This is a genomic window from Micromonospora globbae, from assembly GCF_036184225.1.
In the GTDB taxonomy this organism is placed as follows: Bacteria; Actinomycetota; Actinomycetes; order Mycobacteriales; family Micromonosporaceae; genus Micromonospora; species Micromonospora globbae.
This window is the reverse complement of record NZ_CP108084.1, coordinates 687,886-713,845: the sequence shown is the minus strand read 5'-3', so window position 1 is coordinate 713,845 and position 25,960 is coordinate 687,886. Positions and strand designations below refer to the sequence as shown.

Annotated in this window: 18 protein-coding genes; 11 read left to right on the top strand and 7 right to left on the bottom strand. The window is 73.2% G+C overall.

Translation table 11 applies throughout. The features are described 5' to 3' along the window. The first annotated feature begins 44 nt into the window (after positions 1–44). Entirely contained in the window at positions 45–446 is a 402-nt protein-coding gene (locus OG994_RS03205) for a thioesterase family protein (RefSeq protein WP_328852136.1), read from the top strand. Beyond that, entirely contained in the window at positions 443–1,270 is an 828-nt protein-coding gene (locus tag OG994_RS03200) for an MBL fold metallo-hydrolase (RefSeq protein ID WP_328852135.1), read from the top strand. Before OG994_RS03205 ends, OG994_RS03200 begins: the two co-directional genes overlap by 4 nt. A 29-nt stretch (positions 1,271–1,299) precedes the next feature. Here OG994_RS03200 and OG994_RS03195 read toward each other — a convergent pair whose 3' ends face one another. Further along, positions 1,300–1,743 (bottom strand): MarR family winged helix-turn-helix transcriptional regulator, encoded by a 444-nt coding sequence (locus OG994_RS03195; protein WP_328852134.1) that lies wholly within the window; start codon positions 1,741–1,743, stop codon positions 1,300–1,302. An 82-nt stretch (positions 1,744–1,825) separates the two neighbouring features. Between OG994_RS03195 and OG994_RS03190 the strand changes: the two genes are divergently transcribed. Next, complete coding sequence (locus tag OG994_RS03190; RefSeq protein WP_328852133.1) at positions 1,826–3,070, top strand: multidrug effflux MFS transporter; 1,245 nt, start codon at positions 1,826–1,828, stop codon at positions 3,068–3,070. Positions 3,071–3,081: 11 nt separating this feature from the next. Here the strand turns inward: OG994_RS03190 and OG994_RS03185 are convergent, their stop codons facing one another. Beyond that, positions 3,082–4,017 carry a carbohydrate kinase family protein gene (locus OG994_RS03185; protein ID WP_328852132.1) on the bottom strand — a complete coding sequence of 312 codons (936 nt, stop codon included), beginning with the start codon at positions 4,015–4,017 and terminating at the stop codon, positions 3,082–3,084. An 82-nt stretch (positions 4,018–4,099) separates the two neighbouring features. On the opposite strand from OG994_RS03185, the gene OG994_RS03180 reads away from it, so the two are divergent. After that, positions 4,100–4,492 (top strand): nuclear transport factor 2 family protein, encoded by a 393-nt coding sequence (locus OG994_RS03180; RefSeq protein ID WP_328852131.1) that lies wholly within the window; start codon positions 4,100–4,102, stop codon positions 4,490–4,492. A 95-nt stretch (positions 4,493–4,587) separates the two neighbouring features. On the opposite strand, the gene OG994_RS03175 is transcribed toward OG994_RS03180, so the two are convergent. Continuing rightward, positions 4,588–5,742: an XdhC family protein gene (locus OG994_RS03175; RefSeq protein WP_328852130.1), complete on the bottom strand. Its 1,155-nt coding sequence runs from the start codon at positions 5,740–5,742 to the stop codon at positions 4,588–4,590. A gap of 172 nt (positions 5,743–5,914) precedes the next feature. Between OG994_RS03175 and OG994_RS03170 the strand changes: the two genes are divergently transcribed. The 4 genes from OG994_RS03170 (at position 5,915) to OG994_RS03155 (ending at position 11,016) form a co-directional block, all read left to right on the top strand. After that, complete coding sequence (locus OG994_RS03170) at positions 5,915–6,415, top strand: (2Fe-2S)-binding protein (RefSeq protein ID WP_396844846.1); 501 nt, start codon at positions 5,915–5,917, stop codon at positions 6,413–6,415. After that, positions 6,402–7,397, top strand: a complete 996-nt coding sequence (locus OG994_RS03165; RefSeq protein ID WP_328852129.1) for an FAD binding domain-containing protein — start codon at positions 6,402–6,404, stop codon at positions 7,395–7,397. The genes OG994_RS03170 and OG994_RS03165 overlap by 14 nt, the downstream gene beginning before the upstream one ends. Continuing rightward, the gene (locus OG994_RS03160; RefSeq protein ID WP_328852128.1) at positions 7,394–9,631 is read left to right on the top strand and encodes a xanthine dehydrogenase family protein molybdopterin-binding subunit; all 2,238 of its coding nucleotides are present in this window, start codon (positions 7,394–7,396) and stop codon (positions 9,629–9,631) included. Before OG994_RS03165 ends, OG994_RS03160 begins: the two co-directional genes overlap by 4 nt. A 314-nt stretch (positions 9,632–9,945) precedes the next feature. Beyond that, the gene (locus OG994_RS03155; protein ID WP_328852127.1) at positions 9,946–11,016 is read left to right on the top strand and encodes a lytic polysaccharide monooxygenase auxiliary activity family 9 protein; all 1,071 of its coding nucleotides are present in this window, start codon (positions 9,946–9,948) and stop codon (positions 11,014–11,016) included. A 175-nt stretch (positions 11,017–11,191) separates the two neighbouring features. On the opposite strand, the gene asnB is transcribed toward OG994_RS03155, so the two are convergent. Continuing rightward, the gene (gene asnB / locus OG994_RS03150) at positions 11,192–13,153 is read right to left on the bottom strand and encodes an asparagine synthase (glutamine-hydrolyzing) (RefSeq protein WP_120331857.1); all 1,962 of its coding nucleotides are present in this window, start codon (positions 13,151–13,153) and stop codon (positions 11,192–11,194) included. Between the two features lie 135 nt (positions 13,154–13,288). Here asnB and OG994_RS03145 point away from each other — a divergent pair, with 135 nt between their 5' ends. The 3 genes from OG994_RS03145 to OG994_RS03135 all read left to right on the top strand — a co-directional run bounded on the left by OG994_RS03145 (position 13,289) and on the right by OG994_RS03135 (position 18,723). Then, the gene (locus OG994_RS03145; RefSeq protein ID WP_120331847.1) at positions 13,289–14,770 is read left to right on the top strand and encodes an aminopeptidase P family protein; all 1,482 of its coding nucleotides are present in this window, start codon (positions 13,289–13,291) and stop codon (positions 14,768–14,770) included. A 295-nt stretch (positions 14,771–15,065) separates the two neighbouring features. Then, on the top strand, positions 15,066–16,718 hold the full coding sequence (locus OG994_RS03140) for a right-handed parallel beta-helix repeat-containing protein (RefSeq protein ID WP_328852126.1): 1,653 nt from the start codon (positions 15,066–15,068) through the stop codon (positions 16,716–16,718). A gap of 367 nt (positions 16,719–17,085) precedes the next feature. Next, a complete protein-coding gene (locus OG994_RS03135) occupies positions 17,086–18,723 on the top strand; it encodes a right-handed parallel beta-helix repeat-containing protein (RefSeq protein WP_120331849.1) in 1,638 nt (545 codons plus the stop codon). A 97-nt stretch (positions 18,724–18,820) separates the two neighbouring features. Here the strand turns inward: OG994_RS03135 and pulA are convergent, their stop codons facing one another. The 3 genes from pulA to OG994_RS03120 all read right to left on the bottom strand — a co-directional run bounded on the left by pulA (position 18,821) and on the right by OG994_RS03120 (position 25,839). Further along, a complete protein-coding gene (pulA, locus tag OG994_RS03130; protein WP_328852125.1) occupies positions 18,821–24,325 on the bottom strand; it encodes a pullulanase-type alpha-1,6-glucosidase in 5,505 nt (1,834 codons plus the stop codon). A 151-nt stretch (positions 24,326–24,476) separates the two neighbouring features. Next, positions 24,477–25,178, bottom strand: a complete 702-nt coding sequence (locus OG994_RS03125; protein ID WP_328852124.1) for a cellulose binding domain-containing protein — start codon at positions 25,176–25,178, stop codon at positions 24,477–24,479. Between the two features lie 31 nt (positions 25,179–25,209). After that, on the bottom strand, positions 25,210–25,839 hold the full coding sequence (locus tag OG994_RS03120) for a hypothetical protein (protein ID WP_328852123.1): 630 nt from the start codon (positions 25,837–25,839) through the stop codon (positions 25,210–25,212). Between the last annotated feature and the right edge of the window lie 121 nt (positions 25,840–25,960).

Sequence of the window (25,960 nt, the reverse complement as noted above, 5' to 3'; positions counted from 1 at the left end):
ACGACACATGGCCCACCGGGCGTCGAGCACCTAGGCTGTGGGCCATGCAGGAGCAGCCCGATCCCCTGTTCACACCGGGGCTGACCGCCCGGGTGGAGTTGACCGTCACCGACGCCGACACCGCACAGGCGATCGGCTCGGGGGACGTGCCGGTCCTGGGCACGCCCCGCGTCCTGGCGCTGGCCGAGGCGGCCACGGTCGCCGCCACCGCGACGGCCCTGCCGGCCGGCATGACCACCGTCGGGGTCCGGGTCGAGCTGGACCACCGCGCACCCACCTCCATCGGGCGGACGGTCCGGGCCGTGGCCCGGCTGGCGAAGGTCGACGGCCGGCGGCTGCTGTTCGAGGTACGGGTGGCCGACGGCGACGACGTCGTGGCCGAGGGGCGGGTGGAGCGGGTGCTCGTCGACCGCCACCGCTTCGTGGAGCGCGCCGCCACCGCATGACGCCGCGGTTCGTCGAGGTCGCCGACCGGGTGTACGTGCTCACCGAGCCGCTGCTCGACGTGAACGTCACGCTGGTGGTCGGCGACAGCGCGGCGCTGCTCGTGGACACGCTCTCCACCGCCGGGCAGGCCGCCGAACTGGCGGCCGCCGCCCGGGCGGTGACCGCCGCGCCGTGGACGATCGTGAACACCCACCACCACTTCGACCACTGCTTCGGCAACGCCGTCCTGGCCGCCGACCCGCCCCGCCCGGTCCACGCCCACGAGCGGGTCACCGCGGCGCTGCGGGACCACCCCGACCGGCTGCGGCGGGAGGCGTACGCCGAGGTGGTCGCCCACTGGCCGGCGCTGGCGCCCGGGCTCGCCGCCACGGCGCTGCTGGCCCCCACCCACTCCGTCCGCACCGAGGCCGTGCTGGACGTGGGCGGCCGGCGGGTGCTGCTGCGCCATCCGGGACCGGGGCACACCGACGGCGACCTCGTCGTGCACGTGCCGGACGCCGACGTGCTGGTCGCCGGGGACCTGGTCGAGCAGAGCGGGCCGCCCGACTTCTCCGACGCCCACCCGCTGAGCTGGCCGGACGCGGTCACCGACCTGCTCCGGCTGACCACGCCCGCGACGGTGGTGGTCCCCGGGCACGGCAGGCCGGTGGACGCGGGGTTCGTGCGGGCGCAGCACGCCCGGTTGGCGGAGCTGGCCGCGCTCATCCGGGCCGGGCACCGCGACGGGGTGGCCCCCGACCGCCTCGCCGCCGACGCCCCGTTCGGCCCGCGTACGGCGCGGACCGCGATCCGGCGCGGCTACGCGGAGCTGGACGCGACCTGAGACGCCGCCCCGGCCCGTCGACCCCCCGGTCACCCGGGCTCGCGGAGCAGGGCGGTGAGCCGCTCCAGGTGCGGCACGGCGGCGGTCACGGCGTCGCGGGCGGCCGGGTCGAGCCGGGACAGCGCGTCGGCGAGCAGCGCCGTGCGGTGCCGTTCGTGGTCGGCCATCCGCTCGCGGGCGGCCGCGGTGACGTGCAGCCGCGCGACGCGCCCGTCGGCGGGATCCCGCTCGCGCCGGAGCAGCCCGGCGTCGACCAGGTCGCGGACCAGCGTGCTCACGGTGTTCGGAGCCGTCCGCAGGCGCGCCGCGGCCTCCTTGACGCTCACGCCCGGGTGCGCCCGGACGAGGAGCATGAGCTCCGCCTGCGCGTCGGGCAGCTCGGTGCGGTGGGCCCGGCGGACGGCCGAACGGCGCAGCAGCCGGTGCAGGTCGCCCACCAGCGCGCCCAGCCGCGCCACACTCTCGCTCGACATGACCTCGTCCACATCGCCGTGCAATACCTCTGCCTACAGAGCTAAGGTACCCGCTGAGATCGTGCTCGTGGGGAGACCATCCGTGGCGCAGACCGCGCGACCATCCGTACGCCCGGCGCCGGACCGGCGCACGCCGACCGCCGAACCGAGGCGGGGCGGCGCGGGCCTGCTCGTGCTGCTCGGCCTGCTCACCGCGTTCGGGCCGCTGTCGCTCGACATGTACCTGCCGGCGTTCCCCGAGATGACCCGGGACCTCGGGGCCGACCAGGCGCAGATCCAGCTGTCGCTCACCACCTGCCTCATCGGGATGGCCCTCGGCCAGCTCGTCACGGGCCCCCTCAGCGACCGGTGGGGACGGCGGCGCCCCGTGCTGGCGGGCGTCGCCGCGTACGCCGTGCTGTCGCTGGTCTGTGCGGTCGCGCCGAACGCGCCGGCGCTGGCCGCCGCGCGCTTCGCGCAGGGGTTCGCCGGCGGGATGGGCGTGGTGGTGGCCCGCGCCGTGGTCCGCGACCTGCACTCCGGGCGGGCCGCGGCCAAGTACTTCTCCCGCCTCACCCTGGTGTTCGGCGTGGCCCCGGTGGCCGCGCCGGGGGTGGGCAGCCTCGTGCTGCGGTTCGGGTCGTGGCGCGCCGTCTTCGTCACGCTCGCGGTGATCGGCGTGCTCCTCGCCGCGGCGGTGGCGTGGCGGCTGCCGGAGACGCTCCCGGCCGACCGGCGCAGCGGCGGCGGCCTGCGGGACACGCTGCGCACGATGCGCGCGCTCACCGCCGACCGCGTCTACGTCGGCTACGCGCTGACCCAGGGCCTCGCGTTCGCCGGCCTGTTCGCCTACATCTCGGGGTCGTCCTTCGTCTTCCAGGACGTGTTCGGCCTCTCCGAGGGCGCCTACAGCCTGATCTTCGGCCTCAACGCCCTGGCCCTGGTCGCCACCGGGCAGGCGAACGCGCGGCTGCTCGACCGGTTCGGCACCCGGACCCTGCTGACCCGCACCCTGGTCGTGGGCGTGGTGGCCGCCGCCGGGCTGCTCGCCGGTGCGGCGGGCGGGAGCCCGTGGGCGGTGGCCGCGTGCCTGTTCGTCTTCGTCGGGTCGCTGGGCATGGTGACACCGAACAGCACGGCACTCGGACTCGACCGGCACCCCCGCCACGCCGGCACCGCCGCCGCGCTCATGGGGACGATCCAGTCGGTCGTGGGCGCGCTCGCCGCCCCGCTCGTGGGCATCGGCGGGGACGGCAGCGCCGTACCGATGGCCGCGGTGGTCGCCGGCGCCGTGGCGCTGTCCCTCACCGCCGTCCTGGCGCTCACCCGCCCCACCGGGACCGACTGACCCGCCCGTGCTCAGCCGGCGAAGCGGGCCAGCACCTCCGCGCGGGTGGGCATGGACGTGGCGCCGCCCGGCGACTCGCACACGAGGCCGGCGACCCGCAGTGCGAACGCCACCCGCTCGATCCAGCCCGCCGGCTCGCCCGGCTCACCGGCGACCAGCAGGTCGGCGATGAGCGCCGCCATGACCGAGTCCCCGGCGCCCGTCGTGTCCACGGGGTTGACCTTCGGGGCCGGCACCCGCACCGGGTCGGCGTCGGCGGCGGCCAGGACCGCCCCGTCCGCACCGAGCGTCACCACCACCGTGGCCGCCCCGAGTTCGCGCAGGTACGCGGCCACGCCCTCGACGGGCTCGCCGGGATAGAGCAGTTCGGCGTCGGCGGAGCTGAGTTTCACCACGTGGGCGCCGGCGGCGAACTCGGCCACCACCTCGCGCAGCCCGGCCAGCGCGGTTGGCCCGTCCAGCAGGCGCGGGCGGACGTTCGGGTCGAAGACCCGCAGGCCGGCGGCGAGCGCCCACGCCCGGCGCGCCGCGGCCAGCACCGTCGGTCGGAGCAGTACCACCGAGCCGCAGTAGAGCACGTCGGCGCCCTCGATCACCCCGACGTCGAGGTCGTCGGCGGTGAGCAGGCCGTACGAGGGCGGCTCGCCGTAGAAGCGGAAGTCGGGTTCCGCACCGGCGTAGGACACCACGGCGAGCGCGGTCGGCACCGGCGCCGTGACCGCACCGTCGAGGCCGACGCCGACACCGGTGAGGAAGTCACGGATCCGGCCGGCCAGCACGTCGTCACCGAGGGAGCCGACGAACTGCACCTCGCCACCGAGCCGCGCCACCCCGACGGCCACGTTCAGCGGTCCCCCGCCGATCGCCTGCCGGTAGGCCGGCGTGCCGTCGTACTCGGTCTCGAGCAGGTCGACCAGCGCCTCCCCGAGCACCACCGCGTATCCCATCCCGGTCCTCTCCTCGTCGCCCGCCGGCGGGGCGTCCCCGTACGGGGAAATCGTGTCGCACCAGGCTGGCACAGTGCGCGGCGTGACAACTGCCGAAGACACGGTATTCGCGTACTGGGACGCCTGCGAGGCCCGGGACTGGGAACGGTTCGCCGGGCTGCTCGCCGACGACATCGTCTACCACCTGCCGCAGACCCGGGAGCGGATCCGGGGCCGCGACGCGTTCCTCCGGTTCAACCGGGAGTACCCGGGCGACTGGCACATCTCGGTGACGCGGGTGGTCGGCGACGGCCGGCGCGCGGCCAGCTGGGTCACCTGCGCCGTCGACGGCGAGCACGTGCCGGCGGTGAGCTTCTTCGACCTCGACGACGACGGCCGGGTCAGCGTCGTCACCGAGTTCTGGCCCGAGCCGTACGAGCCGCCGCCGGGCCGGGAGCACCTCGCCGAGCGCTACCCGGCCGGCGCGGTCGTCTGACCCTGGGGCCGCCGCGGGCCCCGGCGCGCGCCCGTCCACTGTGCCGCCACGCCCCGGAGCCGCGCGCCCACTACCGCCGCCGGAGCGGGTGGCGTTCAGCCGGCGGGGTGGATCGGGCCGGCCAGCTCGGCCAGCGGTCGGCCCGTGCCGCCCCAGCGGCCCGCCACGATCTGCGCGGCCACGCTCACCGCGGTCTCCTCGGGCGTACGCCCGCCGAGGTCCAGCCCGATCGGTGCGGCGAGCCGGGCGAGCTGCTCCGGTGTCACCCCCGCCTCGCGCAGCCGCTTGCGGCGTTCGTCGTGGGTGCGCCGGGAGCCCATGGCCCCGACGTACGCGAGCCGCTGCCGCAGCGCGAGGTCGAGCACCGGCACGTCGAAACGCGGGTCGTGGGTCAGCACGCAGACCACCGTGCGGGCGTCGACCCGTCCCGCCTCCAGTTCCCGCGCGAGGTAGCGGTGCGGCCAGTCCACGACCACCTCGTCCGCCTCCGGGAACCGCCGGGCGGTGGCGAACACCGGCCGCGCGTCGCAGACGGTCACGCGGTAGCCGAGGAACGCGCCGATCCGCGCCACCGCGGCGGCGAAGTCGATGGCGCCGAACACGATCATCCGCGGCGGCGTGGCGTACGCCGCCACGAAGAGGCTGACGCCGCTGCCGCGGCGCTGCCCGTCGTAGCCGTACCGGAGGATCCCGCTGCGGCCGGCGGCGAGCAGGCCGAGCGCGTCGTCGGCGGCCGCCGCGTCCAGGCGGTCGCTGCCGAGCGACCCGACCACGCGCCCCTCGGTGAGCACCAGCCGCCGGCCCAGCCGCCCGGCCGGGTCGGCGCGAGCGGCCGTGCCCGGCGGCTGTCCCGCGTCCGCCGCCACGCAGGTGACCACGGCCACCGGCCGGCCGCCGCGGCGCGCGTCGACGACCAGGTCGAGCTGCGGGAAGCCGTCGGCGTCGACCCGCTCGACGAAGACGTCGAGCACGCCGCCGCAGGTCAGGCCGACGGCGTACGCGTCGTCGTCACTGATGCCGTAGCGGACCAGTTCGGGGACCCCACCCGCGAGCACCTGGCGCGCCCGCTCGTAGAGGTCGGCCTCGACGCAGCCGCCGGAGACGCTGCCGGTGACCGTGCCGTCGGCGGCGACGAGCATCGCCGCGCCGGGTGGTTGGGGCGCCGACCGCCAGGTGTCCACGACCGTCGCCACCGCCACCGGCTCACCCGCCCGCCAGTGGCGGTGCAGCTCGTCGACGACGTCCCGCACGTGTCCCGCCCTCCCACCCGGCCCCTCGCCGGGATCCCGCCGGACGGGTCGAGTCCGGCCAACCGTCACGAATCGCGCTCATCGGGAATATATGGTCGGGCCGGAACCGAGGGGGTGCGAGTTGGTGAAGTCGTACCAGGCGACCCGGACCGCGCCGGCGCCGGACAGCGCGGTGGTCCGGGGGCCCGGCGAGGTGGAGGTCCGCCTGCGGGTGAACGGCGAGGTGCGCCGGATGTTCGTCGAGCCCCGCGTCAGCCTGCTCGACGCGCTGCGGGACCGGCTGGACCTGCACGGCACGAAGAAGGGCTGCAACCAGGGCGCCTGCGGAGCCTGCACGGTCTGGGTCGACCGGCGGCGGGTGCTGGCCTGCCTCACGCTCGCCATCAGCTGCGAGAACCGTGAGGTGACCACCATCGAGGGACTCTCCGAGGGGGACACCCTGCACCCCATGCAGCAGGCGTTCCTGGACGCCGACGCGTTCCAGTGCGGCTACTGCACACCCGGCCAGATCATGTCCGCGGTGGCGCTGCTCGACGAGGGGCACGCCGGCGACGACGACGAGATCCGGGAGTGGATGAGCGGCAATCTCTGCCGCTGCGCCGCGTACCCGCACATCCGCTCGGCGATCCGCCGCGTGCGCGACGAGCAGGAGGCCGGCCGTGCGGCCCGTTAGCTACTCCCGGGTGGCCGACGTCGGCACCGCCATCGGCACGGTCACCGCCGACCCGGAGAGCACCTTCCTGGCCGGCGGCACCACCCAGATCGACCTGCTGCGCATCTACGTCGAGCAGCCGGCGCGCCTCGTCGACATCAACGACCTGCCGCTGAACGGGATCGAGGAGCTGCCCGACGGGGGGCTGCGGCTCGGGGGGCTGGCCCGGATGAGCGACGTGGCCGCGCACCCGGCGGTGCGCGAGCGCTACCCGGTGGTGTCCGAGGCGTTGCTGCTCGGCGCGTCCCCGCAGCTGCGCAACATGGCCACCGTCGCCGGCAACCTCATGCAGCGCGTCCGGTGCAGCTACTTCCGCGACACCGAGGCACCCTGCAACAAGCGCGCGCCCGGCACGGGCTGCGGCGCCCTCGACGGGGTGAACCGGGGGCACGCGGTGCTCGGCACCAGCGACCGCTGCATCGCCACCCACCCGTCCGACCTGGCGGTGGCGCTCGTCGCCCTCGACGCGGTCGTGCGGACCGAGGGCCCGGCCGGCCCGCGCAGCATCCCGATCGACGACTTCTTCCTCCTCCCGGACCGTACGCCCGAACGGGAGCACCCCCTGACCCACGGCGAGCTGGTGACCAGCATCGACCTGCCCGCCCTGCCCGTCGCCGCCCGCTCCCGGTACGTCAAGATCCGCGACCGGGAGTCGTACGAGTTCGCGCTCGTCGCGGTCGCCGCGGCCATGTCCGTCGTCGCCGGCCGCATCGCGGAGATCCGGCTGGCGCTCGGTGGGGTGGCCACCAAACCGTGGCGGGCCCGGGCGGCCGAACAGGTGCTCGACGGGGCGCCCGCGACGGCCGACTCGTACCTGCGCGCCGCGGAGGTCGAGCTGGAGCCGGCCGTGTCGCACGGGATGAACGAGTTCAAGATCGAGCTGGCCCGGCGGACGATCGTCCGCGCGCTGACGGAGCTGGCCGAACGGGAGGCGGCGGCATGAGCCCGGCGATCGGCGCGACCCTCAACCGGGTGGACGGCCGCTTCAAGGTGCGCGGCGAGTCGCGCTACTCGGCCGAGGTCCCGGTGACCAACCTGACCCACGCCGTGCTGGTGAACGCGAAGATCGCCAACGGCCGGATCACCGACATCGACACCAGCGAGGCGGAGCGGGCCGAGGGCGTCCTGGCCGTGCTCACCCACCGCAACCTGGGCCGGGTCGCCACCGTGCCGCGGCTGCTGCCGTCACTGGCCGGGCTGGCCGCGCCCGGCCAGACGTTCTTCCCCCTCCAGGACGAGAACGTCCACTACGCGGGACAGCCGATCGCCGTCGTCGTGGCCGACACGATCGAGCGCGCCGACCACGCCGGCACCCTGATCCGGGTCGCGTACGAGCCGGCGCCGGCCACCACCCTGCTCGACCAGGGCCGCGACCGCGCGTACGTGCCGGAGCGGATCTTCGGGGGCCTGCTGCCCGGGCAGGCGTCCCGGGGCGACGTGGAGAAGGCCCTCGCCGAGGCGGACGTCCGCGTGGAGGCCAGCTACCGGTTCGCGCCCAACCACCACAACCCGATCGAGCCGGGAGCCAGCACGGCCATCTGGGAGGACGCCGACCGGCTGACCATCTACGACTCGACGCAGGGCCCGAGCGCCGTCCAGTTCACGGTGGCCGAGCTGCTGGGGCTGCCGCCGATCTCGATCCGCGTGGTGAGTCACGCCGTCGGCGGCAGCTTCGGCTCGAAGGCGATGGTCTGGCACCACCCGGCGCTGGCCGCCCTGGCCGCCCGGCACGTGGGCCGCCCCGTGCGGCTGGTGCTCACGCGGGAGCAGATGTTCACCTCGTGCGGACACCGGGAGGAGCAGGAGCAGCGCATCACCATCGGCGCCCGCGCCGACGGCCGGATCACCGCACTGCGCCACCACAAGATCTCCCTCACCTCGCCCTTCGACGACTGGGCGGAGCCCTCGCTGCAGAGCGCGTCGGTGGCGTACACGAGCCCGAACTACGAGGGCGTCTACCACCTGGTCCGGGGCAACACGATCACGCCCACGTTCATGCGCGCCCCCGGCGAGGCGAGCGGGATGTTCGCCCTGGAGTGCGCCATGGACGAGCTGGCCGAGCGCATCGGCGTCGACCCCCTCGAACTGCGGATGCGCAACTACTCGGAGACCGACCCGGAGAGCGGCCACCCCTGGTCGAGCAGCGGCCTGCGGGAGTGCTACGAGCGGGCGGCCGAGCTGTTCGGCTGGCACGAGCGCGACCCGCGGCCCCGGTCGCGGCGCGAGGGCCGGTGGCTCATCGGCACCGGCCTGGCCAGCGCCCTCTACCCGGTGACGCAGCCGGTGAACCCGCAGCGCGCCCGGGCCCGCATCTACAACGACGGCACGGCGGTCGTCGAGGCCGGCGTCTCCGAGTTCGGCACCGGGGTCTTCACCGCGATGACGCAGGTCGCCGCGGACGCGCTGGGCCTTCCGGTGGAGCGGGTGCGGTTCGTGGGCGGCAGCAGCGACCTGCCGAACATCACCGCCGCGGTGGGTTCGGCCGGCACGAGCGCCGTCGGCTCCGCCGTACACCTCGCGGCGTGCCAGCTGCGCGACGAACTGATCCGGCGGGCGGTGGCCGACGACCACTCGCCGCTGCGCGGCGCCGACCCGGCGCGGGTGGAGGTCCGCGACGGGAAGATGGTGCTGTGCGACCGCCCGGACGTCGGTGAGACGTACGCCGACCTGCTGCACCGCACCATGACCCCGGACGTGGAGGTGCTCGGCACGTGGAACCCGCCGCCGCAGGACGCCGGGTACGGCGTGCACACCTTCGGCGCGCAGATGGCCGAGGTGGCCGTGGACGCCGACCTGGGTGTCGTCCGGGTCCGGCGGATGGTCGGTGTGTTCGCCCCGGGGCGGGTGCTCAACCGCAAGACCGCGCACAGCCAGCTCATGGGCGGCATGCTCTGGGGGCTCGGCCAGGCCCTCATGGAGGCCACCCGGATGGACCCGCGGCTGGGCCGCTGGGCGAACGCCAGCCTCGCCGACTACCTGGTGCCGGTCAACGCCGACGCCCCGGACGTCGTGGTCGACACCGTCGAGGTGCGCGACGACGTGGTGAACCCGATCGGGATCAAGGGGGTCGGTGAGATCGGCGTGGTGGGCGCCGCGGCCGCCATCGCCAACGCCGTCCGCCACGCCACCGGCCGCCGGCAGTACGAGCTGCCGATCACCCTGGAGAAGCTCCTCTGAGGACCGTTCCGCGCATCGAGGAACGACTATTGCGTCCGGGCGGCGCGGCGTGATGGGATGACCCGTGCCGGGAGGCGTGGGGGCTGCCACGCCACCGGCTGCCGGGTTTCTTGTCACGCGAGGGCACCGGCCCGCGAGGCGGGCCGCGGGCGGCGCTCGCCCTTCGGGCGGCGCGCCGCGACCGTCGTTTCCGCACGTCGTCAGCGGGGCGGTCGGGCCACCTCGTGTCCTGGGGCGGCCCGCAGGGCACGCCGCCGCGATCCAGGAGCGGGGCCGGCCGGCAGGGCGTGCGCCCCGCGAGTCAGGAGACCTTCGTGAAACGTTCCCGTACGGCCGCGTTGCTCACCGCGGCCGCGACCCTCCTGGTGGGGGCCGTCGCCCTGGTCAGCCGCCCGGATCCGGCCGTCGCGCACGGCGCCGCGATGACCCCGGGCAGCCGGACGTTCCTGTGCTGGAGGGACGGCCTCACCGCCACCGGCGAGATCCGGCCCAACAACCCCGCCTGCGCCGCCGCGGTGGCGCAGAGCGGCGCCAACTCGCTCTACAACTGGTTCAGCGTGCTCCGGTCCGACGCCGGCGGCCGCACCGTCGGCTTCATCCCCGACGGGCAGCTGTGCAGCGGCGGCAACCCCGGCTTCACCGGCTACAACCTGGCCCGTACCGACTGGCCGGTGACCCACCTGACCGCCGGCGCGCAGATGGAGTTCCGGTACAGCAACTGGGCCCACCACCCGGGCACGTTCTACTTCTACGTCACCAAGGACAGCTGGAGCCCGACCCGGCCGCTGGCCTGGAGCGACCTGGAGGAGCAGCCCTTCCTCACGGTGACCAACCCGCCGCAGCGCGGTGCGGTCGGCACCAACGACGGGCACTACTACTTCAACGGCACCCTGCCGTCGGGCAAGAGCGGCCGGCACATCATCTACTCGCGCTGGGTCCGCTCGGACAGCCAGGAGAACTTCTTCGGCTGCTCCGACGTGGTGTTCGACGGCGGTAACGGCGAGGTGACCGGGGTCGGACCGGGTGGCACGGTCCCGCCCGACCCGACCACTCCCCCGCCGGACCCGACCACGCCGCCGCCGCACACCGGTGACTGCATGGCCGTCTACCGGGTGGTCAACGCCTGGCAGGGTGGCTTCCAGGCCGAGGTGGAGATCATGAACCACGGCAGCACCCCGTTCGCCGGCTGGACGGCGAGCTGGACCTGGCCGGGCGGGCAGTCCATCAGTCAGATCTGGAACGCCACCCAGACCACGTCCGGGTCGTCGGTGACGGCCACGAACGTCTCCTGGAACGGCACGGTCCCACCGGAGGGCACCACGACGTTCGGCTTCCTCGCCAACGGCACGAACGCCCTACCCACCATCACCTGCGCCCGCCGCTGACCCCGTCCCCGGACCCGGCACGGGCCGGGTCCGGGGACTGCGGTGGTCAGGAGGTTCGCGTCGCCGGAGGCCGTCCGGTGCCGCGAACCTCCTGACCGACGGGACGCCGGGGCCCGCGACCGCCGTCAGCGGACCCCGGACCTCCTGACCGACGGGACGCCGCCCGCGACCTCGGTCAGCGGACCATCGAGCCGACGACCGGCTTCGTGAGCAGGGCCGACTGGTTGCGCTGGATGCCCGGGTCGAGGGTCTTGGCCACGAAGATGGCGTGCCAGACGCAGAAGATCAGCACGGTCCACACCTTGCGGGAGTGGTCCGCCTCCTCCCGCTTGTGCTCCTCGAGCAGGCGCAGCGCGTACGACAGGTCGAGCAGGTCACCGGCGCCCGAGGTGGCCAGCACGTGCCGGGCCCACTCGTACATCTCGCCGCGCAGCCAGACCCGGGTCGGGGTCGGGAAGCCCAGCTTCCGGCGGTTGACGATCGCCGGCGGCACCACGCCCTGCAACGCCTGGCGCATGGCGTACTTGGTGGCGTCGGAGCGCGGCGGGAGCTTCAGGTCGACCGGGATCTTCGCGGCCACGTCGAAGACCTCCCGGTCGAGGAACGGCACCCGCACCTCCAGCGAGTGGGCCATCGAGATGCGGTCGGCCTTCACGAGGATGTCGCCGCGCAGCCAGGTGTAGAGGTCGACGTACTGCATCTTGGTGACGTCGTCCAGCTCCGCGCACTCGGCGTAGATCGGCGCGGTGACGTCGGTGTAGCGCACCGAGGGGTCGTACCGCCGCAGCAGGTGCTGCTTCTCCTCCTCGGTGAACATCCGGGCGTTGCCGTAGTAGCGCTGCTCGATGGGGGTGGTGCCGCGTTCGAGGAAGCTCTTGCCCTTCACGCCCTGCGGGATGGCCTTGGAGACCGCCCGCAGGCCCTTCTGGACGCCGCTGGGCAGCCCGTTGACGGTGCTCAACGACAGCGGCTCGCGGTAGATGGTGTAGCCGCCGAAGAACTCGTCCGCGCCCTCGCCGGAGAGCACCACGGTGACGTGCTCGGCGGCCTTCTTCGCCACGAAGTACAGCGGCACCAGCGCCGGGTCGGCGACCGGGTCGTCGAGGTGCCAGACGATCTTCGGCAGCGCCTCCATCATGTCCTGCGGCCCGATCTTGGTCGGGATGGTGGTGACGTCGAGGTGCCGGGCCGACTCCTGGGCGACGTCGATCTCCGAGTAGCCGGGCACGTCGTAGCCGACGGTGAAGGTGAGGATGTTCGGGTTGAACTCCCGCGCCAGCGCCACCACGGCCGTCGAGTCGATGCCGCTGGAGAGGAACGAGCCGACCGGGACGTCCGAGCGCATGTGCATCCGGACGCTCTCCCGCAGCGTCTCCCGGATCTCGTGGTAGAGGCGCTGCTCGTCGTCCACCGGGCTGGGCCGGAACACCGGCCGGTACCAGCGGCGCACCTCGATCCGCCCGCCGGGCGTCCAGGTGAGGTACTCCCCCGAGCCGATCCGGTTGATCCCCTTGTGCAGGGTGCCGGGCTCCGGGACGTACTGCAACGTGAGGTAGTGGCTGAGGTTGGCGGTGTCGATGCCCGCGTCACCGGCGTAGTTGGAGTGCGCGAAGGGCAGCAGCGCCTTCTTCTCCGAGGCGAGGTAGAGCCCGTCCTGCGTCTCCAGGTAGTGCAGGGGCTTGATCCCGAAGTAGTCGCGGGCGCCGAACGCCCGCCGCTCCTGCCGGTCCCAGATGACGAAGGCGAACATGCCCCGCAGCCGGGTGAGCACCTGCTCGCCCCAGTAGTGGTAGCCGGCCACGATCACCTCGCCGTCGCCGGCGGTGGCGAACTGCGCGCCGTAGTCCCGGATGAGCTCGTCCCGCAGCTCGATGTAGTTGTAGATCTCGCCGTTGAAGGTCAGCAGGTAGCGGCCGCCCGCGTAGGGCAGCGGCTCGTGGCTCGAGGCCACGTCGATGATCGCCAGGCGCTTGTGCGCGAACACCGCGTCCGCGTACCGGCCGGACGCGTCCCCCACGAGTTCGACCCCCGTCTCGTCGGGACCGCGGTGGTGCAGGCATTCCAACGCGCCGGCGATGTGGTCGCGGTGCGCGCCGGCGTCACCGCGCGCGCTGAAGAAGGCCAGGAGTCCGCACATGGTCGTCATCTTTTCACGGGCGACGAACGGCCGTCGCGGCCGTCCGGTGATCCGGATCCGGGCTCCCGGGGGCACCGGCGGGCGCGGGGCGGCGAGTACCGTCGGCACCAGCAACGACGCGAGAGGGAGCGGAGCATGACCGAGGAGCGTGCCAACGGCAGGCCGACCGACGGTACGGAATCACACGATCCGGACTTCCCGGAGGCGTTCCTGTCCTTCATGCGGGAGGGCTGGCGGGACACCGAGCTGCCGGTGACCCCCCGCCCCGAGGTACCCAACTACGCCAAGCGCCGGGCGGCCCTCTCGGCGGCCTTCCCCGGCGAGACGCTGGTGATCCCCACCGGCAACGAGAAGGTCCGGGCCAACGACACGGCCTACCCGTTCCGGCCCGGCAGCGACTTCGCCTACCTGACGGGCGATCTGGAACCGGACAGCGTGCTGGTCATGCGGCCGAACGGCTCCGGGCACGACGCGACGCTGTACATGCGGCCCCGCTCGTCCCGGCAGACCGACGAGTTCTTCCGCAGCCGGCACGGCGAGCTCTGGGTCGGCCGGCGACCCACGCTCGGTGAGAAGTCGACCGAGCTGGGCCTGCCGACGGCGGACCTCACCGACCTGGACGCGGCCCTGGCCGACCTGGCGCCGGGGCGTACGCGGGTGCTGCGCGGCTTCGACCCGCGGGTGGACGCCGCCGTGCGCCCGTACGACGGCCCGCGCGCCGAGGGCCAGCCGGCCCGCGACCGGGAGCTGGCGATCGCCATCTCGGAGCTGAAGCTGGTCAAGGACGAGTGGGAGATCGCCCAGCTCCAGGACGCCATCGACGCGACCGTGCGCGGCTTCGAGGACGTGGCGCGGGCGCTGCCGGCCGACCGGGGCGTCTCCGAGCGGCTGCTGGAGGGGATCTTCGCGCTGCGGGCCCGGCACGACGGCAACGACGTGGGGTACGGCTCGATCGTCGGCGCCAGCGAGCACGCCACGATCCTGCACTGGGTGCACAACCACGGCACCACCCGGCCGGGTGACCTGCTGCTCATGGACATGGGCGTGGAGAACCGCAACCTCTACACCGCCGACGTGACCCGGGTGCTGCCGGTCAACGGCCGCTTCACCGCGCTCCAGCGGCAGGTGTACGACATCGTGTACGCCTCCCAGCAGGCCGGCATGGACTTCATCAAGCCGGGGGTGAAGTTCCGCGACGTCCACCTGACCTGCATGCGGGTGCTCGCCGAGGGCCTGGCCGACCTGGGCCTGCTGCCGGTCAGCGTCGACGAGGCGATGGACGAGAAGTCGACCGTCTACCGGCGCTGGACCCTGCACGGCTTCGGGCACATGCTCGGCATCGACGTGCACGACTGCGCGAACGCCCGCAAGGAGACGTACCGCGAGGGCACCCTCGGCGAGGGCTACGTGCTCACCGTCGAGCCCGGGCTCTACTTCCAGCCCGAGGACGAGCTGGTGCCCGAGGAGCTTCGCGGCATCGGCATCCGTATCGAGGACGACGTCCTGGTCACCGCGTCCGGCGCGGTGAACCTCTCGGCCGGGCTTCCGCGTACCGCGGACGAGGTGGAGACCTGGCTGGCCGCGCAGCGGGAGGCGGGTCCGCGCCTGCCCAGCTGATCAACAGGTACGACCGGGGCGGGCCCCGCCGCCGGCCGGTGACGTTGCGACGTCCCGTGCCCGGCCGCGGGGCCCGTCCGTGTTCGTGCTGGTCGGGGTGGTTCCTGTCCGGCCGTTGCGGCCTGCCCGCCCAACGCCCTATGTGAGGTTAATGCGGGGTTTTTTCAGATAAATCCTCGTCGCGAGGATCCTTCTCATACGGTGGCCATCAGAGGCTGCAACCGATTTGTAGCAGGTCGCACCGCCTTCGACCGGTGCGACCCCGTCTGGTAGCAGGAAAGGGCGGAACGCTCTGATGTCCAATGACGTAACGACTCCCGACGGCGGGGCCGCCCCGGCACCCCCGCCGAGATCAGGACGACGGAAACTCTGGGTGGCCGCCGGCGTCGCCGGCCTGACCGGCGTGGTCGGCCTGGCCGCCCTCGGTGGCATCGCGGCCCGGAACGACAAGTCCGGCGAAGCGGACCGGGTCTCGGACGCGCAGGCGTCGACCCCGAAGCAGAACGTCAGCGACGCGGGCAAGGCCGACGACGGCGGGAAGGCCAACGAGACCGGCGGGAAGAAGGTCGACACGGACGAGTGGTCCGGTGGCGACTGGAGCGGGAAGGGCGAGAGCCGCAAGCACGACGGTCGGGTCAAGGACGTGCCCTGCGACACCGACAAGCTGATCCAGGCGATCACGTTCGCGAACGAGAAGGACGGCGCGATCCTCAACCTGGCCCGGCACTGCACGTACGAGCTGACGCGCCACGAGCACGGGAACGGTCTTCCCGTGATCAAGAACGACATCGTCCTCAAGGGCGACGACACCAGGATCGTGCGGGCGGCCACCGCCGAGTACTTCCGGATCCTCAACGTGGGCCGGAACGGCCACCTGACCCTGAAGGACGTGACCGTCAAGGGTGGTCAGACCGCCCCCGACCTGGTCCCGCAACCGATGACGGCACCGGGCGCCGCGACCGCGAAACCCGGGACCGCGACGGCAGCCCCCGCGAAGCCGGCGACGAGGGGCGCGGCGACCACCGCTCCGGAATCGGCCACTCCGGCCGGCGCCGGCACCGTCCAGCTGGCCACCGGCCACGCGTACAGCGACGGAGCCGGCATCCTGGTGCAGCGCGGCGGCAAGGCCGACATCGAGCACAGCGCGATCGTGCAGAACCAGGCCGGGGCGAGCGGCGGCGGCATCGCCAACTACGGCACCACCAACCTCCGCACGTCGTCGGTCGAGCGCAACAGCGCCGCCGGCTTCGGCGGCGGCGTCTTCAACGCCGGCGTCCTGCGCATCGAGGATTCGAAGATCGGGTCCAACAGCGCCGGCCTGGCGGGCGGCGGCATCTCCAACGGCTCCGCGCCCAACGGGTTCACGGGCGAGGGCGGCACCGTCTGGGTGTGGAAGACCACCGTCGAGCACAACCGGGCCCGCGTCGGCGGCGGCCTGTACGACCGCCAGGGCACCACGACGCTGACCCAGAGCCAGGTCACCGGCAACACCGGCACCGACTACGGCGGCGGCATCTTCGTCGAGGCCGGCAGCAAACTGCACCTGGAGCAGGTCGTCGTGGCCGGCAACTTCACCGAGGGGATGGCCGGCGGCATCGGCGTCCAGCAGTCGACCGCCGTGATCGAGCGCAGCGTCGTCAAGGAGAACGAGTCGCGGCAGAGCGGCGGCGGCCTCGGCAACTTCATCGGGGCCGTCACTCTGCGGGACAGCGAGATCGTGGCGAACCGGGCGACCGGCCCGGGCGCCGTGGCCGGCGGCATCTACAACGTGGGCGGCGCCGTCAAGCTGGTCGGCACGAAGGTCGTCCACAACATGTCCGCCGATCCGCCCGGCGGCATCTACACCACCAACGACGGCGTCGTCATCGACAAGAAGTCGGCCGTCAAGGACAACCGGCCCACGAACTGCGTGGGCAGCCCGGTCGTCCCGGACAACTGCTTCGGCTGATCAACCCGAGTGCGACACCACATAGAAGGGGGCTCCTCCGCACCGCGACGGCGGCTGCGGAGGAGCCCTCGCCGTCCGCGCTCGTCCCGACTGGCCCGTCCCGCGCCGATCCGCCTCGTCTGCGCCGGCCACGTCCCCTGGCCGTCACTGCGCGCATACCGGCGCGCCTGAGCCGATGGACCCGTGCCGGGCCGTCCGGCCCTCCTCATCCGTGCCCGTACCGAATGCGGGGTTATTTCGGATACGCACCCGAGGCGAGGAAGATTCTCATACGGTGCTTCTGGGAGCTACAACCGATTTGTAGTAGGGGACGCTCGCCTGTGGCGTCGCGGCCCCGTCTGGTACGAGGAGAGGGCAGAGAGCTCCGATGTCCAACTACCTAGCTAAGAACACCGCCGCCGGGCCGGGGGCGACGCCGAAGCGGCGGCGCAAGCTCTGGCTCGCCAGCGGCGTCGCCGGTTTGACCGGCGTGGTCAGCATCGCGGCCGTCGGCATCGCAAGCGGCGCCGGCGCCGTCGGCGTCAAGGATCTGGCGTGGTCGACGGCCCAGGTCACGAAGGACGGCGAGCGGGCGGCCGACGAGGACCGCTCGAAGGAGAAGGACCACGGCAAGGACCGTGAGGACAAGCGCGACCACAAGGGGTACGACAAGGACCGCGGGAAGGAGGTGCCCTGCGACTCCGACAAGCTGATCCAGGCGATCATCTTCGCCAACAACAACCACGGCGGCGTGCTGGAGCTCGCGAAGAACTGCACCTACACGCTGACCCGCACCGACGAGCACGGCAACGGTCTGCCGGTGATCAAGGAGCGCATCACGCTCAAGGGTCACGACACCAAGATCGTCCGTGACTCGCAGGCCGACTACTTCCGGATCCTCAACGTCGGTCGAGGCGGTCACCTGAAGGTCGAGGGCCTCACGATCAAGGGCGGGAAGACCCTCGAACTCGAGACCCTCGGCGACACGCCGGCGGCCGTGTGGTCGCGGTTCTCGAACTCCGCCGAGGCGGGCGAGGCGGCCAAGGCCGGCAAGCCGTACCTGCCGCTGCTGCAGGCCGAGCCGAAGGGCGCGGCGCTCGACACCGCGCAGGCGGCGAAGCTCAAGAGCCAGCCGAGCGCGTCCCTCCTGCTGGAGCGGAACGTCAACGACGGCGCCGGAGTCCTGGTGCAGGAGGGCGGCACCGCCGAGTTCGAGAAGACGTACATCGAGCACAACCAGGCCGGTGGTGTCGGAGGTGGCATCGCCAACTTCGGCAAGACCAGCCTCTTCCACACCACGGTCGCCGACAACCACGCCTTCTTCTACGGCGGGGGCATCTTCAACGCCGGCATCCTGAAGGTGGCCGAGTCGACGGTGAAGAACAACGACGCCGTGATCGGCGGTGGCGGCATCGCCAACGGCGCCGAGTTCATCTTCCGGCCCGACATCGAGGCGGGCACGGTGTGGGTCGAGAAGACCGAGATCACCAGCAACGAGGTGGTCGGCTTCGGCGGCGGCCTGCTCGACATCGGCGGCGACACCACCGTCAAGCAGTCGAAGATCACCGACAACACGGCCGGCCTCGCCGGTGGCGGCGTCGCGGCGGCTCTCCGGAGCAACCTCGACCTGAAGGAGGTCAAGATCGCCGACAACGACACGCTCGGCGTCGGCGGCGGCATGGCCCTGGCGCTCGGCGCGATCGCCAACGTGGAGAAGAGCGCGGTCAACGACAACAAGGCCGGCCTCTTCGGCGGCGGGGTGTTCAACGCCCTCGCCGCGGTCACCTTCCGGGACAGCGAGATCTCCGGCAACTGGGCCGGCATCTCCGGCGGCGGGATCTTCAACGTCCTCGGCAGGGTCGACCTGTACAACACGAAGGTGTCGCACAACCGCTCTACCTTCGAGCCGGGTGGCGTGTTCAGCTTCTTCGGCGAGGTGAACGTCGACGACAAGTCCGCGATCAAGGCGAACGACCCGACCAACTGCCTCGGCATCCCGGACGAGATCGACAACTGCTTCGGCTGACCCCGGTCGGGAACGGGCGTCCGACCCGGTCCCGCTGGAGACGCAAGCAGAGCCGGCCCCCTTCCGCACCGCGGAAGGGGGCCGGCCCCGTCGTGCGTCAGCGCTGGACGAAGACCGCCACGCTGCGGGCGGGCACCGTGAACGTGCCGGTCGCCCGGTCGAACGACGCGGTCCGCAGCACCGGGTCCGCCGACGTGCGCAGCACCGGGTGCAACGACACGTCCGCCCCGCGCAGCCCCGACACCCGCTGCGTCGCCGTCTCAGGGGTCCCGTTGAAGACCACCGTCACCGACGTCCACCGCTCGTCGAGACCGCGACCGTCGAGCGTCATGGTGAGCACGCCGGGCGTCTCGCCGGGACCGGACAGGGGGAACGCCACCCGACGCTGCACCTGCTCCGCGGTGGCCAGCCCGAAGACCGGCGAGGAGGCCCGGATCCGCAGCAGCTCGGCGTAGCGGGCGTCGGTGGTGTCGATCGCCGCGCAGTCGGGGACCAGCGCGGGATCGGCCAGCAACGGCCGGGCGTACGGCCACTTGTCCTGGTTGTCGGCCGCCGGCGGCAGCCCGGCGCCGAACCCGTTGCCCCGGGTGCAGTCCCACCGGATCTGGTTGAACCAGTCCCCCGAGTTGTACGAGTTGCGGTCCAGCGACTTCGAGCGCAGCCGTTCGCTGCCGGCGGTCACGAAGCCGGTGCCCTGGCTGAACACCACCGTGCTCAGAGCGAGCACCTGCATCCGGGACCGGTCGGCTACCGGGGTGTCCTGCGGCAGCTTGTACGCCAGCGCGTCGTACAGGATCTCGTTGTCGTGCGCGTCGACGTACGTGACCGCCTCACCCGGCGCCGCCGTGTAGCCGGCCGGCGAGCCGTTGTAGTCGACCTCGGCACCGGTGACCCGCTGTCCCGCCGAGTTGGTGAACCGGTAGTCGCGCAGGTTGCCCGTCAGCCCCACCTTGACGAGGTCGTGCTGGTGCAGCAGCCGGGCCCGCTGCTCGGTCGCGGACCCGTTGACCGGGTCGCCGTTGGGGTCGGTGAGGAGCCCGGACGCGAAGCCCTGCACCCGCGGGTTGGCGTCGAACGGCCCGCCGCCGCGCACCGCGTCCCGGAGCCGGTCGTTGAACGTGCCGATCCCGGTGCCGGCCATGTTCGCCTGGGTGGCCTGGACGAACCGGGCGTCGTTCGCGACCTCGCCGAAGTTCCAGCCCTCGCCGTAGAGCAGGATCGACCGGCCGTCCACACCGTCGCGGGCCGGGGTCAACCGGTCCAGCGCCCGCCGTACGGCGAGCATGTTCGCCTTCGGGTGGTGGCCCATCAGGTCGAACCGGAAACCGTCCACCTTGTACGCCCTGGCCCAGGTGACGACCGAGTCGACCACCAGCTTGCCCATCATGGCGTGCTCGGGCGCGGTGTTGGCGCAGCAGGTGGAGGTGGCCACCGTGCCGTCGTCGAGCAGCCGGTGGTAGTAGCCGGGCACGATCTGGTCGAGCACCGACTTCGGGTCGGTGCCGGCGGCCGAGGTGTGGTTGTAGACCACGTCCATGACCACCCGCAGGCCGGCGCCGTTGATGCCGGCGACCATCCGGCGGAACTCGGCGGTCCGCGCCGCGCCGGCCGGGTCGACGGCGTACCCGCCCTCCGGCACCGTGTAGTGCAGCGGGTCGTACCCCCAGTTGTAGCCGTCGGTGTCGGCGACCGCCGCCACGCAGCTCTGCTGCCGGTCGGAGTCCGGCGGCAGGGCGGCCAGGTCGCAGTCCGGCTGCCGCTGGTCGGCGCGGCGCTCCGGGATCGTGGCGAAGTCGAACGCCGGCAGCAGGTGCAGGTGGGTGACCCCGGCCTCGCCGAGCGCCTTCAGATGCCTCATCCCGGCCGTGGACGGGTCGGTGAACGCGAGGAAGGTGCCCCGCCGCTGCGCCGGCACGGTGGTGTCGGCCACCGAGAAGTCCCGCACCGACAGCTCCGAGATCTGCGCCCGCGTCGACGGCACCGCGGCCGGCTTGCGCAGCCGGTCCCAGCCGGACGGCGCGAGCGCCGGGTCGTCCAGGTCGACGATCTGGCTGTGCGTCGAGTCCGGCGCGAGGGCCACCGAGTACGGGTCGGTCACGGCGGCGGTGACGACCTTCTGCGCCGCCGGCTGCCAGGCCTCCACCTCGTAGCGGTAGTACTTCCCGGTCCAGGACCTGCTGCCCTTCACCGACCAGACGCCGGTGCGGTCGTCCCGGCGCATCGGCACCGCCGTCGGCTCGGTCCCGGGCGAGTCGAAGAGCTGGAGCGACACCGTCCGGGCGGTGGGCGCCCAGACCGACAGGGTGGGCGTGCGGCCGGCGAAGGTCGGCCCGAGGCGGGTCTCGGTGGCCGCGGCGTACACGTCGTCGAGCACGCCTGGGATCTGCAGACCCGTGGCGCCGAGCAGGCGGCCCTCGGCGTCGCGCTCGGTCACCAGCAGCTGTCCACGCAGCGCGGCCGGCACACGGCCCAGGTCACGCCGGTCCAGCGTGAACGTCCGGTACGCCCACAGGTGCGGGAACCGCGTCCGCTGGGCCTCGGTGAGCCCGTTGCGCTGCGCGGTCAGCGGCAGCGTCGTGTACGTCCCGGAGAGTTCCCCGTCGACGACCCGCACCCCGCCGGCCGGCGCGGTCACGAGGGCGTACCGGCGGCCGTCGGTGGGACCGGTCTGCCAGGCGACGGTGGACCGGTCGATCCAGTGCGCCCGCTGCTTCGTGACGTCCAGGTCGGCGCCGGCGCCGGTCGAGGTCGGCGGGAGGAGCCGGCCCGGGGTGGCGGCGAGCAGCCAGACCTCCCGGCCCGCGCCGGCGAAGTCGAGCCGCTGGTCCTCCGGCAGGTCCTTCTCGTCGCCCCGGTGGACGATGTAGCTCAGCCCGGTCGCACCGGCCGCCAGCGGGACGCGGAACACCGCGCCGAAGGCGTCGACTCGGTCGGGTTCCAGCGGGTCGGACCAGTCGGTCGGGTCGGCCGCGCCGTCCCAGACGTGCAGCCCCCAGCCGTCGTAGTTGCCGTCCGCCCGGCGGTAGTGGATGACGGCGGTGCCCTCGTCCACCGGCGGGTCGGGCTCACCGGTGGCCGCCTGCCGGGTCGGGTAGACGGCCGGGTCGCCCTGCCGGACCCAGACCTCCCCGGTCTGTGTCACGTCGATGGTCCGGTCGTTGGCGACGTCCTTGTTGCCCGCACCGTCGACGACGAGGAAGCCGACCGACTTCGCCCCGGGCTTCAGCTTCACCCAGGCGAAGCGCCCGTAGGAGTCCTCACCGGCGAACGGCTGGCCCTTGGGCCAGTCCGTCGCGTACGCCGGGTCGATGTCTCCCCAGGCGTAGAGGCTCCAGTCGTCGTACCCGCCCGCGGGCCGCTGGTAGTGCACGACCGCCCAGTCCCGGGAGGCGCTCGGCGCGGGCGTGCCCACGATGGCGGTGGACCGGGCGGTGGCGGTCCGGCCGCGGCCGTCACGGACCACGGCCTTGTACTCGACGGCGGTCCCACCGGCCAGCCCGGTCAGGTCGTGGTGCACCGTGTACGGCGCCCGGTGCGCGGTGCCCAGCAGCGTCCACGCCCCGCCGGCGACCCGCGCGGCGACCGTGACGGTGGCCAGCGGATCGCCGGTGACCTGGGCGGTGACGGCGGCCCGGGTGGCGACGGGCGCGTCCGGCGCCGGCGTGGTGATCCTGATCGACGGCGCACCGGTGGGCAGCGCGATCGGCGTGCCGGCCCGGTGCACCACCGCGTGGAGCGGCGGCACGGTCAGGGTCAGCTTCCCGTCCGCGCCGGCCGTGGCGGTGCCCGACGCGCCGTAGATGCCGGTGAAGGTGGCGCCGGCCGACCACGTGTCCACGGTGACAGTCTGCGGCGTGTCCGCGTTGTTCACGGCCACGACGTACTCGGTGCGGTCGCCCGGGGCGATCCGGGAGAACGCGAAGACGCCGGGGCCGTCGGCCGCGTACCGGGTGACCTGCACGCCGTCGCGCAGCGCGGGATGGGCCCGGCGCAGGGCGCCCAGCTCGGCGATGGTGCGGTAGAGCGGGTGGGCGGGGTCGTACTGGTCGCTGGCGTGGGTGCGGTCGGTGCCGAGCAGGTCGTCGTCGAGGTAGTCGGGCGTCGCCGACGCGAACATGTCCTGCCGGGCGTCCTTGTCCCCGCCGGGCCCGGTGAAGCCCTGCTCGTCGCCGGAGTACACCACCGGCTGGCCGCGGGTGAGGAACATCAGCTGGTGGGCGAGCTGGTCGCGGCGCAGGTGGGTGGCCGGGTCGGTGCCGCCGCCGGCGATGAACGAGCCGATCCGCCCCATGTCGTGGTTGCCGAGGAACGTGGTGAGCCGGTTGGCGTCGGTGTCCCGCGCCGCGTAGAGGTCGTCGCGGGCGTACACGTCGGCGAGGGCCTTCGCGGAGCCCGCGCCGGCGGTGTAGCCGCGCGCCGCCTCCTGGAAGGCGAAGTCGAGGGTGGCCGGAAGGCCGCCGCGCCGCACGTACGTCGAGGTGATCTCCGGGTCGGCGCTGTAGACCTCGCCGAACATGAAGAAGTCGGGCTTGCCGGCGCGCTGGGCGGCCCGCTCGACGCCCTGGCTGAACTGCGGCCAGAAGTCGAGGTTGGTGTGCTTCACGGTGTCCAGGCGGAAACCGTCCACCCCGGTCCCGGCCACCCAGTCGGCGTAGATCTTCGTGAGGCCGCGGACCACCTCGGGGCGCTCGGTCCAGAGGTCGTCGAGGCCGTAGAAGTCGCCGTACTCGCTGTTCTCCCCGGAGAAGGTGGAGTCGCCCCGGTTGTGGTACATCGTGGGGTCGTTGAGCCACGCCGGGACCTTGACCTTCGCGTCGGCCGGCGTCGCGAACGTCGGGGTGTACGGGAAGGACGTCAGGTCCACGGCCGGGAAGTCGCGGGTGCCGTCGGCGTAGTTGCGGTCCTCGAAGGCACGGCCCTGCGCGTCCCGGTAGGGCGTGCTCGCCTTGTCCACGTAGCTCGACCGGCCCTCGGCGTAGCTGATGACGTCGGCCGTGTGGTTCACGATGACGTCGAGGTAGATCTTGATGCCCCGCTGGTGGGCGAGGCGGACCAGCTTCTTGAGGTCCTCGTTGGTCCCGAAGTGCGGGTCGACCTGGGTGAAGTCGGTGATCCAGTAGCCGTGGTAGCCGGCCGAGACGTCGGCGCCGCTGCCCTGCACCGGGCGGTTCTTGAACACGGGCGCGAGCCAGATGGCCGTGGTGCCGAGGCCCTGGATGTAGTCGAGCTTCTCCATGACCCCCTTGAGGTCGCCACCGTGGTAGAAGCCCTTGTCCTTCGGGTCGTACCCGGTGCGCAGCCGGTCACCGGCCAGCCCGCCACGGTCGTTGCGCGGGTCGCCGTTGGCGAACCGGTCCGGCAGGACGAAGTAGAACTGCTCGGCCCGGGCGTCGTCGTCACCGGCGGCGAGCAGTTCCGCGGCGGACGGCTCGTCGCGCCACTGGACGGCGCCGGTGGCGGCGAGGGGGTCCGTGCCGGCCGAGCCGCGGGTGGGCGTCCCGCCGACGGGGGAAGCGGCGACCGGCGCGCCGGCGAGGGTGAGGGTGAGCAGGACGGCGGCGAGCGCGGACAGCGCGGCGCGCGGCAGCGGCGGGGGTTTCATCGACGGCCTTCCTCTGGTCGTGACTGGCCCGCACGCTAGCCCTTGCCGAAACATTCTGCAATACCTTGCAAACAAAGCCGAAACACGACAGCAGACTTGCGTAAGGACGGTGGAAGGCGCGCCGGCAGGCCACCCGCCCGCCGACCCGGAATCAGGACCGGACGCAGGTCACGCCGTTGACCGTGCACGTGACGGGGTCCTCGTCCGCCCGCTCCACGTGGAACATCAACCGCACCGACGTGCCCGGGGCCAGCGCGGTGTCCCCGGTGTAGGTGTAGCCGCCGCCGCTCTCCCGCAGCGTCCCCTGTGGCGCGTTCGCCACCCACGCGGTCACCAGACGACCGCCCGAGAAGGCCAGTCTGACCTCCCAGTCCTGCGGTGCCCGCGAGGAGTTGACCACGTGGACCTCGCCGATGAAGCCGCCGTTGAACGACCCGGTCACCGCGTACCGGCCGGTCACCGCGGGCGCGGCGGACGGCGAGGTCGACGCCTGCGGACGCGGGGCGGACGACCGCGTCGCGGCCGGTGACGCCGTCGGGCTGGCCGACCTCGCGGTCGGCGTGGGCGACGACGTCGAACGCTCCGGAGTCGGCGACGGCGACCGCGGGGAGCCGCCCGTCGGTCCGGCGGTCGCGGGCTCCGTCGACGACGCCGACGGCCACGGCGGCGTGGGAACGGGAGCGCCGTTCGCCACGAGCGGCACCTCCGCGTCCGGGCTCCGGCCGCGGTACGTGCTGAGCGCGATGACCAGCAGCACCACCATGACGACAACCCCGGTGAACACCACGATCCAGGGCGAGGACGCCACCGCCCTGCCCCGGGCCGGGCGCGGGCCCCCACTCGTGCCGGTCATGTCCCTCCCCTTCGCCGCGAAGCGTAACGGGTCAGGCGCGTACGCACTCGTTGCCGTTCACCGTGCACCCGCTGAGCCGGTCGTCCCGGTCGTCGCGGTTGAACCGCAGGCCGACCGTGACGCTCTGGCCGACCCCGAGCGGGCGGTGACCGCCCAGCACGTACCGGCCGTCGCCCCGGCGGTCCAGCCAGATCCCGTCGCCGAAGACGCGTACGCCCCGGACCCGTCCGTCGAACGTGAGACCGACCGTCCACTCCTCGGCCGCGCCCGTCCCGTTGCGGATCACCAGCTCGGCCGTCACGTCGTCCCGGTCCGCGTCCCGCACCCGGTAGGTGGCGGTGAGCGCGCCCCCGTCCAGCGGTGTCACCTGCTCCGGGCCGCGCGGCGAGGACGAGGGGCGCGACGACGGCGACCGGCTGGGTGTGGGCGAGGGCCGCGCCGACGTCCGGGACGGGCGGGCCACCGTGCCCGAGCGGCTCGGCTCCGGTGAGTGCGACGCCGAGGGTGCAGTCGTGACCTCGGCCGGTCGCGGCACCGGCAGCATCGGTGGCGGCGCCGAGACGGCGACCGGTTCGGGCTCGCGGACGCGGAACGAGAGGGACGCGACGAGCAGGAGGACCGCGAGCGTGACGACGCCCAGCAGGACGACGATCCAGGGCACCGATGCCACCAGCCTGGACGCGGTCCCCGGTCCCGGTGCGCCGGCAGGCCGCACAGGCATGTGTCCCCTCTCCGTCGAGCCGACCCGCCAGCGTAGTCAGCCCGGGACACCGGCAGAACGG

Coding starts and splice junctions, on each gene's coding strand:
- OG994_RS03160 (WP_328852128.1), top strand. CDS start 7,394: ATGAGCCCGGCGATCGGCGCGACCCTCAACCGGGTGGACGGCCGCTTC.
- pulA (WP_328852125.1), bottom strand. CDS start 24,325: ATGAAACCCCCGCCGCTGCCGCGCGCCGCGCTGTCCGCGCTCGCCGCC.
- OG994_RS03135 (WP_120331849.1), top strand. CDS start 17,086: ATGTCCAACTACCTAGCTAAGAACACCGCCGCCGGGCCGGGGGCGACG.
- OG994_RS03205 (WP_328852136.1), top strand. CDS start 45: ATGCAGGAGCAGCCCGATCCCCTGTTCACACCGGGGCTGACCGCCCGG.
- OG994_RS03185 (WP_328852132.1), bottom strand. CDS start 4,017: ATGGGATACGCGGTGGTGCTCGGGGAGGCGCTGGTCGACCTGCTCGAG.
- OG994_RS03200 (WP_328852135.1), top strand. CDS start 443: ATGACGCCGCGGTTCGTCGAGGTCGCCGACCGGGTGTACGTGCTCACC.
- OG994_RS03125 (WP_328852124.1), bottom strand. CDS start 25,178: ATGACCGGCACGAGTGGGGGCCCGCGCCCGGCCCGGGGCAGGGCGGTG.
- asnB (WP_120331857.1), bottom strand. CDS start 13,153: ATGTGCGGACTCCTGGCCTTCTTCAGCGCGCGCGGTGACGCCGGCGCG.
- OG994_RS03140 (WP_328852126.1), top strand. CDS start 15,066: ATGTCCAATGACGTAACGACTCCCGACGGCGGGGCCGCCCCGGCACCC.
- OG994_RS03145 (WP_120331847.1), top strand. CDS start 13,289: ATGACCGAGGAGCGTGCCAACGGCAGGCCGACCGACGGTACGGAATCA.
- OG994_RS03195 (WP_328852134.1), bottom strand. CDS start 1,743: ATGTCGAGCGAGAGTGTGGCGCGGCTGGGCGCGCTGGTGGGCGACCTG.